This window comes from Bacteroides faecis (assembly GCF_020091505.1).
Lineage (GTDB): Bacteria > Bacteroidota > Bacteroidia > Bacteroidales > Bacteroidaceae > Bacteroides > Bacteroides faecis.
Window position 1 is genome coordinate 2306625 of record NZ_CP081916.1, and the last position, 19888, is coordinate 2326512.

9 protein-coding genes are annotated in these 19888 nt (G+C 42.6%); 4 read left to right on the plus strand and 5 right to left on the minus strand.

The features are described 5' to 3' along the window. The first annotated feature begins 271 nt into the window (after window positions 1-271). The 4 genes from K6V30_RS08975 (at window position 272) to K6V30_RS08990 (ending at window position 8893) form a co-directional block, all read left to right on the plus strand. Window positions 272-1471, plus strand: a complete 1200-nt coding sequence (locus tag K6V30_RS08975; RefSeq protein WP_029425305.1) for a glycoside hydrolase family 88/105 protein — start codon at window positions 272-274, stop codon at window positions 1469-1471. 9 nt (window positions 1472-1480) lie between these two features. Further along, window positions 1481-2449 carry a pectinesterase family protein gene (locus K6V30_RS08980; RefSeq protein WP_029425307.1) on the plus strand — a complete coding sequence of 323 codons (969 nt, stop codon included), beginning with the start codon at window positions 1481-1483 and terminating at the stop codon, window positions 2447-2449. Window positions 2450-2489: 40 nt separating this feature from the next. Next, a complete protein-coding gene (locus K6V30_RS08985) occupies window positions 2490-4229 on the plus strand; it encodes a pectinesterase family protein (protein WP_055268600.1) in 1740 nt (579 codons plus the stop codon). Between the two features lie 122 nt (window positions 4230-4351). Then, on the plus strand, window positions 4352-8893 hold the full coding sequence (locus tag K6V30_RS08990; RefSeq protein WP_055268601.1) for a hybrid sensor histidine kinase/response regulator transcription factor: 4542 nt from the start codon (window positions 4352-4354) through the stop codon (window positions 8891-8893). A gap of 886 nt (window positions 8894-9779) precedes the next feature. On the opposite strand, the gene K6V30_RS08995 is transcribed toward K6V30_RS08990, so the two are convergent. The 5 genes from K6V30_RS08995 to K6V30_RS09015 all read right to left on the minus strand — a co-directional run bounded on the left by K6V30_RS08995 (window position 9780) and on the right by K6V30_RS09015 (window position 19723). Further along, on the minus strand, window positions 9780-11357 hold the full coding sequence (locus K6V30_RS08995) for a DUF5123 domain-containing protein (RefSeq protein ID WP_055268602.1): 1578 nt from the start codon (window positions 11355-11357) through the stop codon (window positions 9780-9782). 13 nt (window positions 11358-11370) lie between these two features. After that, window positions 11371-13191 (minus strand): RagB/SusD family nutrient uptake outer membrane protein, encoded by a 1821-nt coding sequence (locus K6V30_RS09000; protein ID WP_055268603.1) that lies wholly within the window; start codon window positions 13189-13191, stop codon window positions 11371-11373. A gap of 19 nt (window positions 13192-13210) precedes the next feature. Continuing rightward, window positions 13211-16432, minus strand: a complete 3222-nt coding sequence (locus K6V30_RS09005; RefSeq protein ID WP_010536702.1) for a SusC/RagA family TonB-linked outer membrane protein — start codon at window positions 16430-16432, stop codon at window positions 13211-13213. 219 nt (window positions 16433-16651) lie between these two features. After that, on the minus strand, window positions 16652-18145 hold the full coding sequence (locus tag K6V30_RS09010; RefSeq protein ID WP_055268604.1) for a hypothetical protein: 1494 nt from the start codon (window positions 18143-18145) through the stop codon (window positions 16652-16654). 6 nt (window positions 18146-18151) lie between these two features. Next, the gene (locus tag K6V30_RS09015; protein WP_055268605.1) at window positions 18152-19723 is read right to left on the minus strand and encodes a pectate lyase family protein; all 1572 of its coding nucleotides are present in this window, start codon (window positions 19721-19723) and stop codon (window positions 18152-18154) included. Window positions 19724-19888 lie beyond the last annotated feature (165 nt).

Sequence of the window (19888 nt, forward strand, 5' to 3'; positions counted from 1 at the left end):
TAAATTACTGTGTTTCCCCAGAGGGTATTAGTTGTAAACCGTGCCAAAAGTACGACCTTTTCCGCTTTATTCCAAAACGAAACTCTTAATTTATCAGTTATTGCATCAAAAATGGACATTTTTGACGTTTACGTGCACAAAATTGGTCGTTTCCGTGCACGAAAAACAAAAAATACACCTTCTTAACTAAAAAGTCCCACTCTGTTTGGAAGAAATACACTACTTTCGTAGCATGAAAAAATAGCATGTATAATCCTTAAAACAATAAACCATGAGACGAAGCTCTTTTTATAATTTTTTGATATTAGTAATAATAATGTCAAGCCCCATTTCACTGTCGGCACAGCAGGTGGATGAAAAACTGCCTTGGTCGGTGCGGATGACTGAATCGGAGATGATCCGTTGCCCGGAATCCTGGCAGCTCGATTTCCAGCCAAAACTGAAATGGGATTATTGTCACGGGCTGGAACTGGGGGCGATGCTTGATGTATATGATGCTTATGGAGACAAGAAAATACGTGATTATGCAATTGCTTATGCAGATACGATGGTGCATGAGGATGGAAGTATCACTGCATACAAGTTGACAGATTATAGTCTGGACCGTATCAATTCCGGGAAGATTCTGTTTCGTATCTATGAACAGACAAAAGATGAAAAGTATAAGAAAGCATTAGACTTACTTTATAGCCAGTTTGCCGGACAGCCTCGAAATGAAGATGGAGGATTCTGGCATAAGAAAATATATCCGCATCAGATGTGGCTGGACGGGCTTTATATGGGAGCTCCTTTTTATGCGGAATATGCATATCGTAATAATCGCCCGCAGGATTATGCGGACGTTATCAATCAGTTTATCACTTGCGCCCGTCATACTTACGATCCGAAGAACGGTCTTTATCGCCATGCGTGTGATGTAAGTCGCACGGAGCGTTGGGCAGACCCAGTGACAGGGCAGTCAAAACATTGCTGGGGACGTGCGTTAGGCTGGTATGCGATGGCGTTGGTAGATGCACTGGATTTTATCCCGAAGCATGAGGCAGGGAGAGATTCCTTGCTTGCCATTTTGAATAATGTAGCCGTTCAGGTCAAGAAATTGCAGGAGCCGAAAACCGGCGGATGGTATCAGGTGATGGACAGAAGCGGTGATAAGGGTAACTATCTCGAATCATCCTGCTCTGCCATGTTCATTTACAGCCTGTTTAAAGCAGTGCGTATGGGATATATTGACCAGTCTTATCTGGACGTGGCATTGAAAGGTTATGAGGGTTTTCTGAAGAATTTCATTGAAGTAGATAAAGAGGGAGTGGTGACTATTACGAAGGCTTGTGCGGTAGCAGGGCTGGGAGGAAAGGTCTATCGTTCCGGTGATTATGACTATTATATTAATGAAACGATCCGTAATAACGATCCGAAAGCAGTAGGACCATTTATAATGGCAAGTCTGGAATATGAACGTTTGCAAAAGTAATTTCTACCGATGAAAAGGAGTATTTTAAGAGGAATGGTATTGTTTCTTCTATTCTGTTCGGGAGGAACCTTGACCTGTGCGCAACAGCAAAAGCAAGACACATTGGTCGTGTCACGTGATGGAACAGGAAAGTATCGTGATATTCAGGAAGCCGTGGAGGCAGTACGTGCCTTTATGGACTATACGGTGACTATCTACATAAAGAAAGGCATATACAAAGAAAAACTGGTGATTCCTTCGTGGGTGAAGAATGTTCAACTGGTGGGTGAAGAGGCCGAAAATACAATTATTACGTATGATGACCATGCTAATATCAATAAAATGGGCACTTTCCGTACTTATACAGTAAAAGTAGAAGGTAGTGACATTACGTTTAAAAATCTGACGATTGAGAATAATGCCGCTCCTTTGGGACAGGCAGTGGCGCTCCATACCGAAGGAGACCGGCTGATGTTTGTCGGCTGCCGTTTTCTGGGAAATCAGGATACTATTTATACAGGTTCGGAGGGCAGTCGCTTGTTGTTTACCAACTGCTATATCGAAGGAACTACAGACTTTATCTTCGGGCCTTCTACCGCTCTTTTCGAATACTGCGAGCTGCATAGTAAACGCGATTCATACATCACCGCAGCTTCTACTCCGAAAGGGGTGGAGTTCGGATATGTTTTCAAGAACTGCAGGCTGACAGCTGCTCCCGGTATAAAGAAAGTCTATTTGGGTCGTCCTTGGAGACCTTATGCCGCTACGGCTTTTATTAATTGTGAGTTTGGCGGACATATCCGTTCGGAGGGCTGGCACAACTGGAAGAATCCGGAAAATGAAAAGACTGCCCGCTATGCAGAGTTTAAAAATACGGGTGAAGGTGCGGATACTTCCGGACGTGTGAAGTGGGCTAAACAACTGACTGATAAAGAAGCAGTGCAATATACTCCGCAGAATATATTTAAGGAATGCAGTAATTGGTATCCTTATAAATAAATGTTGTATTAAAACAAGAAGCCACAAGATCAATACAGATATGAAGATACATAGAAACAGACCGCTATTATTGTTAGTAACAGCTTTTATCCTTTTCTCCGCATTCCGTGCGGACAAGCCTTTCATAACGATTTTTACGATAGGTGATTCTACGATGGCCAACAAAAAACTGGACGGTGGAAATCCCGAACGTGGTTGGGGGATGATGCTTCCCGGATTCTTTTCAGAAGATATCCGTGTTGACAATCATGCTGCCAATGGACGCAGCTCGAAGAGTTTCATTACTGAGGGCAGATGGGAGAAAGTGATTTCTCAGGTGAAGAAGGGAGATTACGTCTTTATCCAGTTCGGGCACAATGACGAAAAGACCGATTCTGCACGCCATACCGATCCGGGAACGACCTTTGATGACAACCTTCGCCGTTTTGTAAATGAAACTCGTGCCAAGGGAGGTATCCCTGTGTTATTCAATTCGATTGTCCGCCGTAATTTCGTTCAGCCGAAAGATGCGTCGATTGCGAAAGATGCCCGTCAGACTCCGGGCGAGCAGGAATTACCCAAAGAAGGAAGTGTATTGTTCGATACACATGGTGCTTATTTAGATTCTCCGCGTAATGTTGCAAAGGAGATGGGAGTTGTATTTATCGATATGAATAAAATTACTCATGACTTGGTACAGGGACTGGGACCGGTAGAGTCGAAGAAACTTTATATGTTTGTCGAGCCCGGTAAAATCCCGGCTTTCCCGAAAGGACGGGAAGACAATACTCACTTAAATATATACGGAGCACGGACCATTGCCGGGCTGACAGTAGATGCGATTGCCGGACAAATACCGGAATTGGGAAAATATGTTCGTCATTATGATTACGTAGTGGCACAAGACGGAACGGGTGATTTCTTCACGGTGCAGGAAGCGATAAATGCAGTGCCCGATTTTCGCAAGAATGTGCGTACTACTATATTAGTCCGTAAAGGGACGTACAAAGAGAAGATCATTATTCCGGAATCCAAAATAAACATCTCCCTGATAGGAGAGGACGGTGCGGTGCTGACAAACGATGATTTTGCCAACAAGAAGAATGTATTTGGTGAGAATATGGGAACTTCGGGATCGTCAAGCTGCTACATCTATGCTCCGGATTTCTATGCAGAGAACATCACTTTTGAAAATTCGGCAGGGCCGGTAGGGCAGGCGGTAGCTTGTTTTGTATCTGCTGACCGTGCATTCTTTAAGAATTGCCGCTTTCTGGGTTATCAGGATACACTTTATACGTATGGTAAGCAGAGCCGCCAATACTATGAAGATTGCTATATTGAAGGAACGGTTGACTTTATTTTCGGATGGTCTGTCGCTGTCTTCAATCGTTGTCATATCCATAGTAAACGTGATGGTTACGTGACGGCCCCTTCTACAGATCAGGGTAAAAAGTTTGGCTATGTCTTTTATGATTGCCAACTGACCGCTGATCCGGAAGTTGCCAAAGTATATCTGTCCCGTCCGTGGCGTCCGTATGCTCAGGCTGTGTTTATTCGTTGTGAGCTGGGTAAGCATATCCTTCCGGAAGGCTGGAACAACTGGGGAAAGAAAGAGGCGGAGAAAACAGTGTTTTATGCCGAATACGCTAGTCGTGGCGAGGGAGCCAATCCGAAAGCCCGCGCGGCTTTTTCCCATCAGTTGAAGAATCTGAAAGGCTACGAAATAGAAACGGTTCTGGCAGGTGAAGACGGCTGGAATCCGGTAAAGAACGGAAACCGGATGGTGGAAGTAAAACGCTGACCCAATCAAAAAGTAACATTATTTGATCAGAAATAAAAGAGAGATTCTGTTAAATAAACACTGAATATAGATGTAAGTTCAGCTTAATTATTATCTTTACACCATTCAATATGTGTGTAATAATGATAAAAAGAATCTTATATCTAATTCTTTTGTGCCTGACTGTGCATGTGGTGCAGGCACAACAACACAGCTTTTTCACCCATTATTCTACCGAGGATGGGTTGTCTCAAAACACAGTAATGAGCATATTACAGGATCACAAAGACAACCTCTGGTTTGCCACTTGGGATGGAATCAATCGTTTTGATGGCTATAACTTTAAAACTTATAAAGCACGTCAGGGCAATTACATCAGTCTGACCAATAACCGTGCCGACCGGATGTATGAAGACCGGTACGGTTTTCTATGGTTGTTGACTTATGACAACCGTGTCCATCGTTTCGATCCGAAAACGGAGACGTTTGAGCAAGTCCCGGCTGCGGGTGAAGAGGGAAGCACCTACAATATTCATTCTATTCAGGTGTTGCTTGATGGTACAGTCTGGCTGCTGACGGAGAATGACGGAGCTATCCGTGTTGTGACGCTTCCTGAGAAAAACTATACGACGAAACCGGAGATTTATTCCACTAAGTCCGGTTTGTTTCCTGCCGATCACTTTTATCAGGTCTATCAGGATAGAGCCGGCAATAACTGGCTGCTGACTGATAATGGGCTGGGAATGATACGTCCCGGTGAGCGGCAACCTGTGAACTACTTTGTGGAGACGCAGGGAAAACAAGACGGCATGAACCAGGCATTTTATGCAGTCAGAGAATGTGAAGACGATATCTGCTTTACTTCCGATCGGGGAAGAATCTGGTGCTATCAGAAAAAGAGCGGGGAGTTTCGTCTGCACGAACTTCCCACAAAAGCCCGTATAACTTCCATACATGCTGTGGGCAATGACAATACCGTCGTTACAACCGACTCGGACGGATTCTTTCTCTCTAACCTGAAAACCAACAAGCATATACACTATTCCCCTGTGACCTGCAAGGAGTTGTCGGACCAGCCGATTCTTTCGGCTTATGTAGACCGTACATCGGAAGTTTGGTTCGAACAGGAAGAGCCGGGAGTCGTTGTTCATTTTAACCCTGCTACCGGGGTGGTAAAGCGTGAGCAAATGCGGGTGGAATATAGTAACGCTGACCGTTCGCGTCCTGCTTTCCATATTCATGAAGATATACACGGACATGTATGGGTGCATCCTTATGGCGGAGGATTCTCCTGTTTTGACCGCGAACGGAATTGTCTCGTTCCTTTCTACGATGATTTGGGGAGCAATAACTGGCGCTTCTCTAACAAAATACATGCGGCTTTTTCTGATAAACAAGGCAATTTATGGCTTTGCACCCATTCCAAAGGGCTGGAGAAAGTCACATTCCGCAATGTACCGTTTTCAATGCTGACTCCAGTTCCGCATGAATACGAATCTTTGAGTAATGAAGTACGGTCGGTTTGCGAAGATAAGCTGGGAAATTTATGGGTCGGACTGAAAGACGGCATGATCCGCCTGTATGATTCGAACCGGAAGTATATAGGACATCTGACAGGAAATGGAACCGTTTCGCTCACAGGTGCGCCTATGGAAGGCACTGCCTATTTTATTTTGCAGGACTCGAAAGGAATTATCTGGATTGCTACCAAAGGAAACGGATTGGTGCGTGCCGAACAGGCTTCTGCTACGGGTATGTCTTACAAACTGACTCGTTATCAGCATGACGCCAACGATATATACAGTCTGAGTGATAACAATGTATATTGTGTTTACGAAGATCATCATGGCCGCATCTGGGCAGCAACTTTTGCAGGTGGCATCAACTATATTGCCCAGGGAGAAAAAGGAGAGACAATCTTTATCAATCACCGGAATAATCTGAAAGGATATCCCATTGATGTCTGTTACAAAACGCGTTTTATCACTTCAGATAATAACGGACGACTTTGGGTAGGTACTACCACGGGAGCCGTTGCTTTTGACGAGAACTTCAAGAAGCCGGAAGATATTCAGTTCCACCATTTCTCCCGTGTCCCGAACGACACGAAGAGTCTGAGCAATAATGATGTGCACTGGATCATCGCTACCCGGCAGAAGGAACTTTATCTGGCAACTTTCGGTGGGGGACTGAATAAACTGATTTCTATCAGCGAAGACGGTCACGGTGAATTTAAATCCTATTCAGTGCTCGACGGACTTTCTTCGGACGTCCTGCTTTCTATCCGTGAAGATCATAAGCAGAATCTCTGGATCAGTACAGAAAATGGAATCTGTAAGTTTGTCCCATCCGGCGAGCGTTTTGAGAATTACGATGAACGCAGTATCAGTTTCCGGGTACGTTTCAGCGAGGCGGCCTCTACGCTGACATCCGGTGGGGATATGTTGTTTGGAACCAGTAACGGATTATTCATGTTTAGTCCGGATTCTATACGGAAGAGCAGTTATGTGCCTCCTGTCGTCTTTTCCAAGCTGATGGTGGCGAATGAAGATGTGATTCCGGGAGAGAAATCCATATTGAAAGTCGATTTGGATGATACACACGAATTGGTGCTTTCTCATGATGAGAATATCTTTTCAGTTCAGTATGCTGCGCTCGATTATACGAATCCGCAGAATATACAGTACGCGTACATTCTCGATGGTTTCGAGAAGCAGTGGACTTTTGCCGACCGGCAAAGAAGTGTGACCTATACCAACTTGCCGAAGGGAGATTATGTATTTCGTGTCCGTTCTACCAATAGTGACGGGGTGTGGGTGGACAATGAGCGCATTTTGAATATCACGATTCTCCCTTCTTTCTGGGAGACGCCTTTAGCGTATGTGCTGTATGTCTGCTTTGTATTATTGATTATTTTCGTTGCGGTTTATATCCTGTTTACCATTTATCGTTTGAAGCACGAAGTGTCTGTCGAACAACAGATCTCTGATATTAAGCTACGTTTCTTTACGAATATATCTCACGAGCTCCGTACTCCTCTGACGTTGATTGCGGGTCCGGTAGAACAAGTGCTGAAGAATGATAAGTTGCCGGCTGATGCACGGGAGCAGCTGGTAGTGGTGGAGCGGAATACCAATCGTATGCTTCGCCTTGTGAATCAGATTCTGGACTTCCGTAAGATTCAGAATAAGAAGATGAAGATGCAGGTGCAACAGTTGAATGTGGTAGCCTTTGTCCGTAAGATTATGGACAATTTTGAATCAGTGGCGGAGGAGCATCATATCGATTTCCTCTTCCAGACGGAGAAGGAGGCTTTGAACCTTTGGGTAGATGCTGATAAGTTTGAAAAGATTGTATTTAATCTTCTGTCCAACGCCTTTAAATATACGCCTAACGGGAAAATGATTACCGTTTTTATCCGCGAAGATGAGGGCACGGTATCGGTTGGTGTGCAAGATCAGGGAATTGGTATTGCCGAAAACAAACGTAAGTCTCTCTTTGTACGCTTTGAGAATTTGGTAGATAAGAATATATTCAATCAGGCAAGTTCCGGAATCGGCCTTTCTTTGGTAAAGGAACTGGTAGAAATGCACAAGGCTACGATTTCCGTTGATAGCCGTTTGGGGGAAGGAAGTTGTTTCAAAGTTGATTTTCTGAAGGGAAAAGAGCATTATAATAGTGCAGTAGAGTTTATTCTCGACGATTCGGCTGTTCCGCTGAGTATGGAACGTATTGTGGATATCGCTAATTCTTCGCTTCAGACAGAAGCTGCTATCGTAGATGCACCTAGTTTGGAGATATCTGTCGCTGAAGAAGAGGCTGAGGAAAGCAGTTCGAAAGAACTCATGTTGCTGGTGGAGGATAATCAGGAATTACGTTCTTTCTTACGTAGTATTTTTGCTTCAACCTATCGGGTGGTAGAGGCTTCTGACGGTATGGAAGGATGGAATAAGGCTTTGAAGTATCTGCCGGACATTATCATCAGTGACGTGATGATGCCGGAGAAAGATGGTATCGAAATGACGCGTGAGCTCCGTGCGGATATGACGACCAGCCACATCCCTATTATTCTGCTGACTGCCAAGACAACCATAGAAAGTAAGCTGGAAGGGCTGGAATATGGAGCGGATGATTATATAACCAAGCCTTTTAGTGCTACTTATCTTCAGGCCCGTGTGGAGAACTTGCTGATACAGCGCAAGAAACTTCAGAATTTCTATCGTGATAGCCTGACACATGTGATGGTATCTGAAGTTCCGGGTGTTCAGGAAGAGGTTTTATCCGGTCATGAAGTTACCGGGTCGGAGTCGGAGAGTGGTGTGGCAGAAAAGCCTGTAATGCCGGAAATGTCTCCTAACGATCGTAAGTTTATGGATAAGCTGGTTGAACTGATGGAGCAGAATATGGATAACGGAGAATTGGTGGTGGATGATTTGGTTCGTGAGTTGGCTGTCAGTCGTTCGGTGTTCTTCAAGAAGTTGAAAACGCTTACGGGACTGGCCCCTATCGAGTTCATAAAGGAAATGCGCATCAAGCGTGCTGCACAGTTAATTGAAACAGGAGAGTTTAATATGACTCAGATTTCTTATATGGTCGGTATTAATGATCCGCGTTATTTCAGTAAATGCTTTAAGGCACAGGTCGGTATGACTCCGACGGAGTATCGGGAAAAAGTGGGACGGTGACAGGAGTTTTTGGGCACTTTTAGTACCAGAGAAGTTTTATTGGATAATCGGTGTTCAGTTGTTTCAGTCTTCTTCGGAAATGCCCTGTCAGAAGGCGATAGCGGCTGAAGGCACAATTTTGTACCCTTGCGTGAGTGTACTCTGAGAGGGGAGGGGTGGTTTCAGTTCTTTCAGATTGGTAGTTTCGGATTTTTTTCTTTGATGGTTGATGACTATATATTCTATTTGGCAGCAAAGGCTAGTTAACATGTAGGCTTGGGCTCACTAGTGTCCGAGCTCAGGCTTGCTGACGTCCGGGCTTACCCTTGCTGACGTCCGGGCTAAGCTCTGCTGACATACGGGGTGAGAATGATAGCGACAAGGGGGGAGATAAATAGAGCCTCTACTTGATTAAAACAGACCTTTTACTTGTAGTAAATAGAGCCTCTGATTGGAGTAAATGCCAGCTCTGTTTTTGAAACTGAAAGAGCTGAATGCTGAAAGTCACCATTTGGAACCACTGCTTTCAGCTGTATCTCCTTCTGTCAGGGCTTTGCAGAGATAACTGAAAGGACTGAATGCTCTGAATCTTACTTTATTTAGTAGATGGTTGATGGTTTCGTGTATGAGGTGTAAAGTAGGCTTGCTATCTAAGTTTGTACTAGAGTTAACCGAGAGAAGTACAAGAGTTGCCATGATGATGTACTAGAGTGGACTCAAAGATGTAGGAGGTTGGAGGAAAAGATGTACAAGAACCGAAGGGGAGATGTACAAGATGTGTTTGAATGAGGTACTTCTAACTGCCTTAGCGTCATAAAAAAAGATAGCGATACTGAATACGGGCATCGCTATCTTTTTTATAATGCAGTGTCTGTTTTAGACACTTGGGGTTTATTGATTATCAGAACTATTCTTTAATCCATCTAGGGTCACCAGCTTTGGAATCTTTAATATCTTCTGCTCCAACAGTGAAATCTCCACTTTCAGGATTTGTGAATTTAGGATCTATTTCTGTAGCGTTACATGCTGACGGATCTGTATAAAGTCCATTGGTTGCATCCCATAGGTTTGCACTGTCATGGTAGTAATTTTTTGAATAGCTAGCTTGAGCTTTCATCTTTCCCTTCTTTGCCCAGTATCCTAATGTTCCGACACCGATTTGTGAGAATACGCATTTTTCAACAGTTAGTTTGCCTGTAGAAGTAGAAACCTTATCCATTAAGAACAATCCATTATTATTGCTGCCGCCATCATAAGAGCATACTTTGTAGAAAGTGCAATTGGTGACGCTTACAGTGGCTGATGTCATATTACAACGTAAGAATGTACGTATACCATTACTAAAGGTTGAGTTTTGGATCGTCAATGTTCCCAATGTCGTATTGGCGCGAAGGTCGAAGCCGTCACCACCGGAACCTGTAATATTATCTGCCCAACAGTTCTCAAATAAGGCCGCTCCTAAAGTTGCCGTTGCATTACAGTAAAGAATCTGATTCTTATAGTTTCTGATTTCGCAACCGCTGACTGTTAAAGTCGAAATATTAGCTCCACTTTGCAACTCTATGAAATTAGAAACCAACTCTTCTGCTCCCGGAGTGTCACCTCGGAAAATTATATTATTGATTTCTATGGAAGAAGCTCCGGCCTCGGGTTGTAGACGACCATAGATGGTAGGCATATTGGCCTTGTCATAACCACTGATGATAACAGATTTGTTTAGTGCATAATCTCCCAAAACAAACGAGCCTGAGACAAGAACGATGTTTGCACCATCTGCTGCTCCTTCGAGTACGGTAACAAGATCATCACCTTCATATACAGGAGTCTTTCCCTGAAAGTCAATGGCTGTTTTAAATGTAACGGTACCACGGAGCTTATCTACATTGTATAACTTGGCTGTATACGATGTGCTTTCTTCCAGTCCGTCTATATAAGCCTTTTTGTTGGCTATATCTGTACTTTTCAGAGTATATGTTATGTCTGCTTTTCCATCTGCACTCAGCACGATTTTGGTTGCCGTTGCATCAATAGCATCCCATGTAAGCGTTACTGCATGTGCTTCTATATTTTCGTCTTTCACAGAATTGAAGATATTCTCAGCTTCTGTCATGAAGGAAACAGCCGACCATTTTGATTCATTGATCTCTTCACTCAAGGCTCTGATTCTTGCTGTATATTGAGTTTCACCCAATAGCCCTTCTACAGTATATGTGTTGTCCGTAATCCCTTCATATGTTTTCGGAGTACCTTCGAAAGTCATATCTTGATTTTCATAAAGCTCGATCGTATATGATGTGGCATTTGTCACTGCTGTCCATTTAAACTTTACATTTGTCTTTTTCTGGATAACAGCTTCTACATTTGTCGGTGAGAATAATCGGTCAAATATTCCCGTCGTGACTTCGTCATCCGGTTCTGAACAGCTTACTGTAAAGGCAGACAGAACCAGGCTAAATAATACTGTATATATATAATTCTTTTTCATAATTCATTCATCATTAATAGTCATAATCGTTTGTTAGCACACCGTTACTTCCGTCTATAAATACTTTCCAGATAGGCCAGAATTGCTTGGTATCGGGATTGTTATCATACAATTGGTCGATAAGCAGCAAAGCAGCAGCCTGATCTGCAGATTCTTTCGGTACAATCCATTCCTTACTTTTAGAGTAGCCTAATGTTTGTCCTATTTCATCTGTATCTCCATGGTTTAATCCATACATTTTGTAGGAAGTTGCATCTGTTCCATCCAAGCCCTCATTATAATAGATTTTCAAAGGAAGATCAGCGTATTCACCTTCACGGTTATATAATCGTGTCATTTTCTCTTTGGCTTCATTCATTTTACTTCCTAGAAGATTCCAACGGATCAGGTCGACTTTGCGTATTGCTTCTCCTGCAAATTCAAATTTACGCTCGTCTACAATTACGTTAAAGAATGCATCCTGACTGGCTTTTGCCTTCGTTAATATAGCGCTTGCTTTTTCGGCCGGATATGAACGGTCGAGGATTGCTTTCAAATATTTTCCTGCATCAGATGATCCTTTAGGACCTTCCAGTTCATTGATAGCTTCTGCTGCCATTAAATAAATATCAGCCATACGCATCACTTGCCAGTTCATACCATCATCATTTGAAGAGTCAACTACACGGTTCATCCATTCGAAACGAACTTTACCAAAACTCCATCCACCCCAGCATTTATTGGGTGCTTTCCAGGCAATGTCTCCATCGTTGTCACTTGTCCATTTGAAAGGTACACAAGTGATATCACGACGAATATCTTCTACATCATAATCATAAAACAAAGTCGGAATAGGGCCGTTTATACCTCCTTTGGCTAGTTTTGTCCATTGGTCTTTCTTTTCATGCTTCACTCCCCAAGTGTAGATGACACGTCCACGGGATGCCGAAAATGGAATCTCAAAAATAGACTCTGCTCCTGCAGTTGTTCCTTCAGCACATAGTGCTTTAAAGTTAGCTTCAAACGTACCTAATGTGTTATACCCTTTGCTGATGATGTCCAGACATTCGTTTTTTGCAATTGTATAGAGTTCCTGTCTTTCTGTTGCATCCTCTGTATTGTAACGGATTCCATCCGGATGTTGTGAGTAACCAGCCGCAAATAATGCAATCCGCGCGCGTAATCCTTTAGTGAAGGTTTGGCTCACTCGTTCTGTTGATTTAGTAAAACTGTTCTCGTTAGGCCAGCCTACGTAGTCTTGTGCTGTAAGTAAGTCGTCCAACAGTCTTCTCATGATAACCATACGGTCGGTTTTAGGCAAGTCGATCGTTTCTGTGGTGTTGGGCTCAAAACGGGCAGGGACATCACCGAACGCTTTAATCAGATCGAAATAGATAAAAGCTCTTAAGGTCAATAGTTCACCGTAAAATTGGCGCATATTGGTGCTGCTCATATCGCTGTACTCGTCCATACCGGTTATAGCGCTGTTTGCGCGTTCTATGGCTTCATAAAGTTTGGCCCAAACGTTGTTGTCCGTATTCATGTATTGATTATCGGTAGTGGCATTATATGTTACCAAGGCTCCTTCTTTATCAGTGAAAGCTCCTTTTTTACCCGTATTGTTCCAAATTTCACAGTCGCTATTGACTCCGAAGTAGGCAATATAACGTCCGCGATAAGAGTTTGTTTCACCGAATGACTGGTGCAATCCCATCACTACATCATTGACCAAAGCCTCGTTAGAAAAAACTTCTGTCTTTTCCATAGATGACTTTTTGGAAGTATCTAATATGTCATCACAAGAAGAAAAAGCAAATAGTGATGCTGCTAATGCGGTATATAATATTTTTTTCATTACTTACTAGTTTTACTGATTAAAAATTAAGGTTCAAACCGATTACAAACTGACGGCTCTTAGGATATGCTGAATAGTCTACACCCGGAGTCAGTTGGCTGCCATTTCTGCGGCAAGTAGAAACTTCCGGATCGTAACCGCTATATCCCGTGATACAGAACAGATTGTATCCCGTTACATAGAAACGAAGGTTGTTGATTCCAACTTTCTTGGTTAGATGGACAGGCAGAGTGTATCCCAATGTCAAAGTGCTCAGACGAAGGTAAGAACCGTCTTCAACAGCCCAATCCGAGAATACGAATTTGCTCATGTAAGGTGACCACATGGTGGTGTTCTCGTTCATTTGCGCCAATTGGTTCATGTCTGTTACCAAATTGCCGTTTCCGTCAATATTAGTCCAACGTTTTGCTGCGGACATTTCAGAAGTCATGTTTCTATATAAGTACTTGGAAGTAGAAGTGGTTTCGATCTTATTGGCGTTATAGATGTCGTTACCATAACTCCATGTAAAGTTGGCTGCCAAGTCGAAACCATATAAGCGGGCATTGATATTGAACCCGCCTGTATGCAGGGGATTGGCATCGCCAATGATCGTTTTATCTTTTTCACCATTCGCATCTCCACTATTATCCAAATCTTTTAGTTTCATCATACCCGGGCGCGCAGTTCCTACGGCAGAAGATTTGTTGATATCTTTCTTTAGAGTCCAGGTGTCGGTTGTTGCATCATAACTTTCAAAATCAGAAACTTCATAACGTCCGGCACTTACATAACCATACATTTTTCCAACAGAACCACCTACTTCCGGCAAGAAATCCTGACCTATCTCTGTTGAAGCCCAATAAGATTGTGCTTGTTCGTTAGTTAGCTTCTGTAAAGAACCGAGAGATTTGATCTTGTTTTTATTAAAACTGATATTGGCACCAATGCTCAGACCGAAATTCTTTTTATCAACGGCTACCCAGTTGACGCTGGCTTCAAGACCTTTGTTTTCAGTCTCGCCCATGTTACGGTATTGGTAGTTATAACCAGTTCCGGATGTCGGGAACATAATTAACAGGTCTTTTGTATTATTCCAGTAGCCTTCAATTGTTCCGCTTAATCTGCCTCCTAAAGTGGTGAAATCCAAACCAACATTTCTTGTAATGGTCGTTTCCCATGTGAGATCGCTGTTTGCCATGTATTTGCTTGGAGCAATATAGGAATTGACACCATTGATCCATGGAGTTTTATTTAATTCATACAATTGAGAGATCTGTCCCGAGGGAATATTATTGTTTCCGGCTGTACCATAGCTGAATCGGAGCTTTAAGTCATCCAACCAATTTTTGGTATTCTCCATAAATGATTCGGAAGATATACGCCATGCGACGGCAGCAGATGGGAAGAATCCCCATTGGTTACCTTTGGCAAACTTCGAAGAACCATCGGCACGGAAAGTAGCGCTAAACAAGTATTTGCTGTCAAAGTCATAGTTTGCGCGTCCGAAGAATGAGAACAATACATCATCCGGATAACCATAATTGGTCACTTCATATGGATTTCCTTTTGTAGAATAGTTGATGCAGTCGTCTGCCGTATATTCAGTCGGGAAACCATGTACAACATTTCTTAATTCTCTCTCCCTGGTGACAATATATTCCTGACCGGCCAGCAGATTTAAATGGTTTTTGTTATTCTTAAAGAACTTCTTGAAGTCATAACTTAAGGTGTTTGTACTGCGGAAGGCAGTTCTTGTACCACGGGTGAAAGAAATAGCAGGCTTGCTTTTATCCTCATCGTCCACGTTATTTCTTACATAGTATGTCGTTACACCATAATAGCGGTCTGCATTGTTTCGATAATCGTCATAACCAACTTCTGCTTTTAGTTTTAAATCTTTGATTATTTCCCAAGTGATAGAGCCGGCAAGGTTATAGTTGATACGTTCTTTGCGGGTGTCATTATCTCTTAGGGAGATTAACGGATTTATCAATAGAGAATTGGCATCTTCTTCGTCTGCATTGAGTGCATCAGAGATACCAGGTACAGGATATGGAGTATACAACAAAGAATATTTCAGACGTTTGTCTGTGTTCAATGAACTGTTGGCGTCATTGGAACCTCCACCATTGATTTTTGTTTTGGAAAAGCGTGCTGAGAAATCTAAAGAAACGTTCTTCAGAGGCTTATGATTCAACTTTAAATTGAGGTTATCACGTGCATAGTCAGACATTTGCATGATAGCTTTATCGTCAATATGAGAGTAACTGAACGAATATTTGAACTTATCGCTACCACCGTTGATGCTGAGATTGTGATTAAATGAATGTCCGGTACGTCCGAAAGTTAAATCCTGCCAGTCATTGGTAGCTACGTTGTCATACATGTCAAGGTCTTGATAATTCCCAAAATACTTGATATAATCATCATTCTTATTTGTTAGTTGAGCCAGTTCATACTGCCATTTGGTATAATCGCTTGCGGAAAGTACATCTAATGTTTTTGCTACTTTTTTCCACGCATAATAAGCATTGTAACTAACACTGACTTTTCCTTCTTTACCACTCTTGGTAGTAACAATAATTACACCATTAGCACCACGTGCACCGTAGATAGCAGTTGAAGAAGCGTCTTTCAATACATCGATTGATTCAATATCTGTAGGTGGAATATCTGAGATACTTTCTACAGGAAATCCGTCTACAATAAATAAAGGCTCATTACTTTGAGTGATTGAACCGCCTCCGCGTACACGAATACTCATCTGTGCATCAGGAGAACCTTCTGTAGTTGTAATTTGTACACCAGCCATTTTCCCTTGCAATGCTTCCGTGGCAGATGCAACAGGAATAGCTGCTAAAGTTTCTGAATTGACTGATGCTACTGATCCTGTAATGTCTTTACGTTTGGCGGTACCGTAACCGATAACGACAACTTCATCCAATGCTTTCGCATCGTCTGATAGTGTAACGTCAATTTTGCTTTTTCCTTTGATTGCGATTTCCTGCGTTTTCATACCAATATATGAAATGACGACAGTTGCGTTAGCAGGAACCTTTAGAGAGAAATTACCGTCCAGGTTGGTGATTGTACCATTGGTAGTATTTCCTTTTTCTACGATGGAAGCACCGATAATCGGCTCTCCGGTTGTGTCTTTCACATTACCATTTAAGGTAATAGTCTGCGCTGATACGCTGAGCGATAATGCTGCGAAAATCATTAGCAGCAAAGTGCGCATGTTTTTCATTCCTTTAGGCATCTTTTGTTCTTTTATATTAGATTATTAATATTCGAGTGTATCCACTCTTAGAGTTCTCACTGGTGCAAAATTATGTTTTTGAGGCTTGTGGGATGTGTAATATTTGTTTTTACGATAGTATTTTTTGTTTTTCCGGCAGAAAATAAATTAAGACGAGGGTTTATAGGAGAATGTACTCTCGTCTTAATCTTTTATAACTGTTTATTCGGGCTTTTAATTTTATTTTTTAGAATCCGCAGGATACAGATGGTTCACCAGTTCATTCAAATATACCTCAAGATTGGTGTATTCTTTGTTCAGACTGTATTGAGCACCGTCATTCGGATCGTCCGGGTTCAGATTGTGCTTTTTTTCCCATTCGTCCGGTATGCCATCTCCGTCAGTATCGAGTGGGGCCGGTTCGGATTTATATTCAGGCCAGCCTCCTACGTCTATTGGTTGGTCAACCATTCCATTGGTACTTCCATGAGAACCTTCATAAGTATAGTTTCCTTTGCGGGTTTCTTCTACGATTCGCTGGTCTACAACATCACGGCGGTGAGAGGCTCCGGCAAATTGAAGTACATCTTTATAGGCTTTCTTTGCCGGTTGCAATGAAGTGTGTTCTGCTATGTCAAATGCTTTCTTGGATAATAAATTCTTTTCCGGTGCGAAGTCGTTTTTGACAACTAACCCAAATGTGTTATCCATATTGACTTTATAAAGCGCTTCTTTTTGTTTATCCGTCAGGCTGGGACAGGTGGCGTCCATAAAGTTTCCTTTGAAATGGAATATTCCGTATACACCTGCTTCATTTTGATTTTTGCCATCGTCTGCATAAGCAGTGAATAAACGTCGGTATGAACCTTTGGTGGCACTATAGGGGCCTGGTTTATAGTAATTATTGAGAAAGTTGTACGACCCGCCTTCGCCGGCATAAGCTCCATCGCTGCCATAATTGTAGATTACATTATTAAATAGTTCCACTTTTTCTTCTTCCGGTTTGCCGGTGTAGCGGCTGCCGCAAAGTCGTGGAGTACGATTGGTGTGATGTGCAAGCAGATTATGATGGAAAGAAGCTTTCTGTCCACCCCAGATACCACCATAGCCGTGTGCTCCCTTTTCGTGAATAGAGTTAGCGAGACTTTCACTGATGATACACCATTGGAGGGTGAAGTTACGGTTGTCATAGAAGGTAGCACATTCATCCGTACACCAGCTCAAGGAGCAATGGTCTATGATAATGTTGCTGTTTCCTTTAATACCATTCATTGCGTCATCACCTTTTTGCTTGATGTCCGCTCCCATGCGTGAACGGATAAAGCGGACAATCACATTGTCTGCTTGAATGGAGAATGTATAATTCTTCAGACAGATACCGTCTCCGGGAGCTGTTTGACCTGCGATTGTCACATCTCCATTGTTGAGCTTTAAAGGTTTCTGTAATTCAATGATGCCGCTGACTGCAAAAATGATGGTACGTGGCCCTTTTTTATTGATGGCCCAGCGGAAAGTTCCTTCCGAACCATCATCTGCCAGTGAGGTTACAGTGTATACAGTTCCACCGGCACCTCCTGTTGCATATTTCCCTGCACCATCAGCACCCGGAAAAGCAGGAACTTGAGAACGGTCGGGAGTAGAATACTCTTTTGACGGTGTAGCCAGTCCCACAGCACCAGCCATGGAAGGAAGAATAAATAAAGCACATAGGCCTACTAAGATTTTTTTGTTCATAGCTACTTAGTTATTGGTTGGATATAAGGAATTTACCAAACTATTCAGATACACTTCCAGATTGGTATATTCTTTGTTTAAGTTATATTTGTTTCCGTCATTGCCATCGTTGGGATTCAGTCCGTTTGCTGTTTCCCATTCATCAGGTATGCCGTCTTTGTCACTATCCTGTTGGGTGGTGGCAGCGGATACGTATTCACTCCAGCCTTCCACATCAGTTTGTGTATCAATCAGCCCATTGGCTCCACCACTTGAGCCTGTATATGTAAATGTTCCTTTTTCCGTCTCATCTACAATACGCTTGTCTATATTATCGCGTATATTAGAAGCACCTGCATACTGTAATATAGCTTTGTAAGCATTTTGTGCCGTTTGAACGAACGAATAATCATCTAAGATAGGAAAACGTGAAGATACAAGCAAATTTTGGCTGGATATTTCGTTGTTTTTTACGACAAAGGCAGTAGAGGATGTATTGTCTGCGTTTGCATTGGCTGCTTCCGTCTTTTGTGAGGCAGACAACTTATCGTATGTCTCAAAATAGTTCCCGTTTACATAGAATTTGCCATATACTCCTTTGGCCTGTTGATTTTTACCATCATCTACATAAGCTGTGAAAATACGGCAATGAGTCTTTTTCGCTGCATTAACAGGACCTGGCTTATAATAGTTGTTTATAATGTTATAACTTCCTCCTTGTGCTCCGTACGCTCCTTCGCCGGTCCAATTATAGATAACATTGTTACAAAGATCTACTTGTTCCATATCTGCTCTATTGGAGTAACGACTCCCACATAGGCGTGGGGTGCGGTTGCTGTGATGAGCCAGCAGATTATGATGGAAGGTGGCGGGACTGCCTCCCCATATTCCACCATATCCGTGTTGCTGTTTAGTATGTATTGAATTGGTCAGACTTTCGCTGATGATGCACCATTGCATAGTGAAGTCCGTATTTCCATAAAATGAAGCACATTCGTCTGTACTCCAACTCATAGAACAATGATCGATTATAATATTCTTTTTGCCGGGGTATGAACTTTGATATCCGTTCATAGCATCATCTTCCGTTTTGCATTCATCTCCCATACGTGACCGGATAAAACGGATAATGACATTGTTTGCATTAACGCGCAGCGTATAGTCTTTCAGGCATATACCCGGTTGGGGGGCGGTCTGACCGGCAATGGTTATATCGTCATTCTTTATTTGCAGTTGTTTTGTCAGGGAGATAGTCCCGCCTACAGCAAATACGATTGTTCTTTTACCCGATTTCTCTATCGCCCAGCGAAGAGTCCCTTCTGAACCATCGTCTTTGAGAGAGGTTACTGTGTACACTGTCCCCCCGGCTCCACCGGTAGTAAGTTTTCCTGCCCCTTCGGCACCGGGAAAAGCTGCGATTGTCGAACGGTCCGGAGCTGGATATTCTGGTAATGGATCATCTCCCGAATCCTCCGGATCGGTAGAATCTCCTGGCTGTTCTGCCGGAGGATTGGTGTCTTGCTCCGGATTCTCTTCCGAACAGGCTGTGAGTGAGAGGAAAATGGATGCAAGGAAAGCACCTAATAATAGTTTATTCATGGCATTAGTCTTTTTATTCATAGGGTTGTATTCACATATTGTGTTCATTTTATGGGGCAAATGTATAACGAAGAAAATATCCAGGTGTGCAATATTTGTTTTTCACATTGTATTTTTTGTTATTAGATTCGGTTTGAGCATAATTAAATGTGCTTTATTTACCGA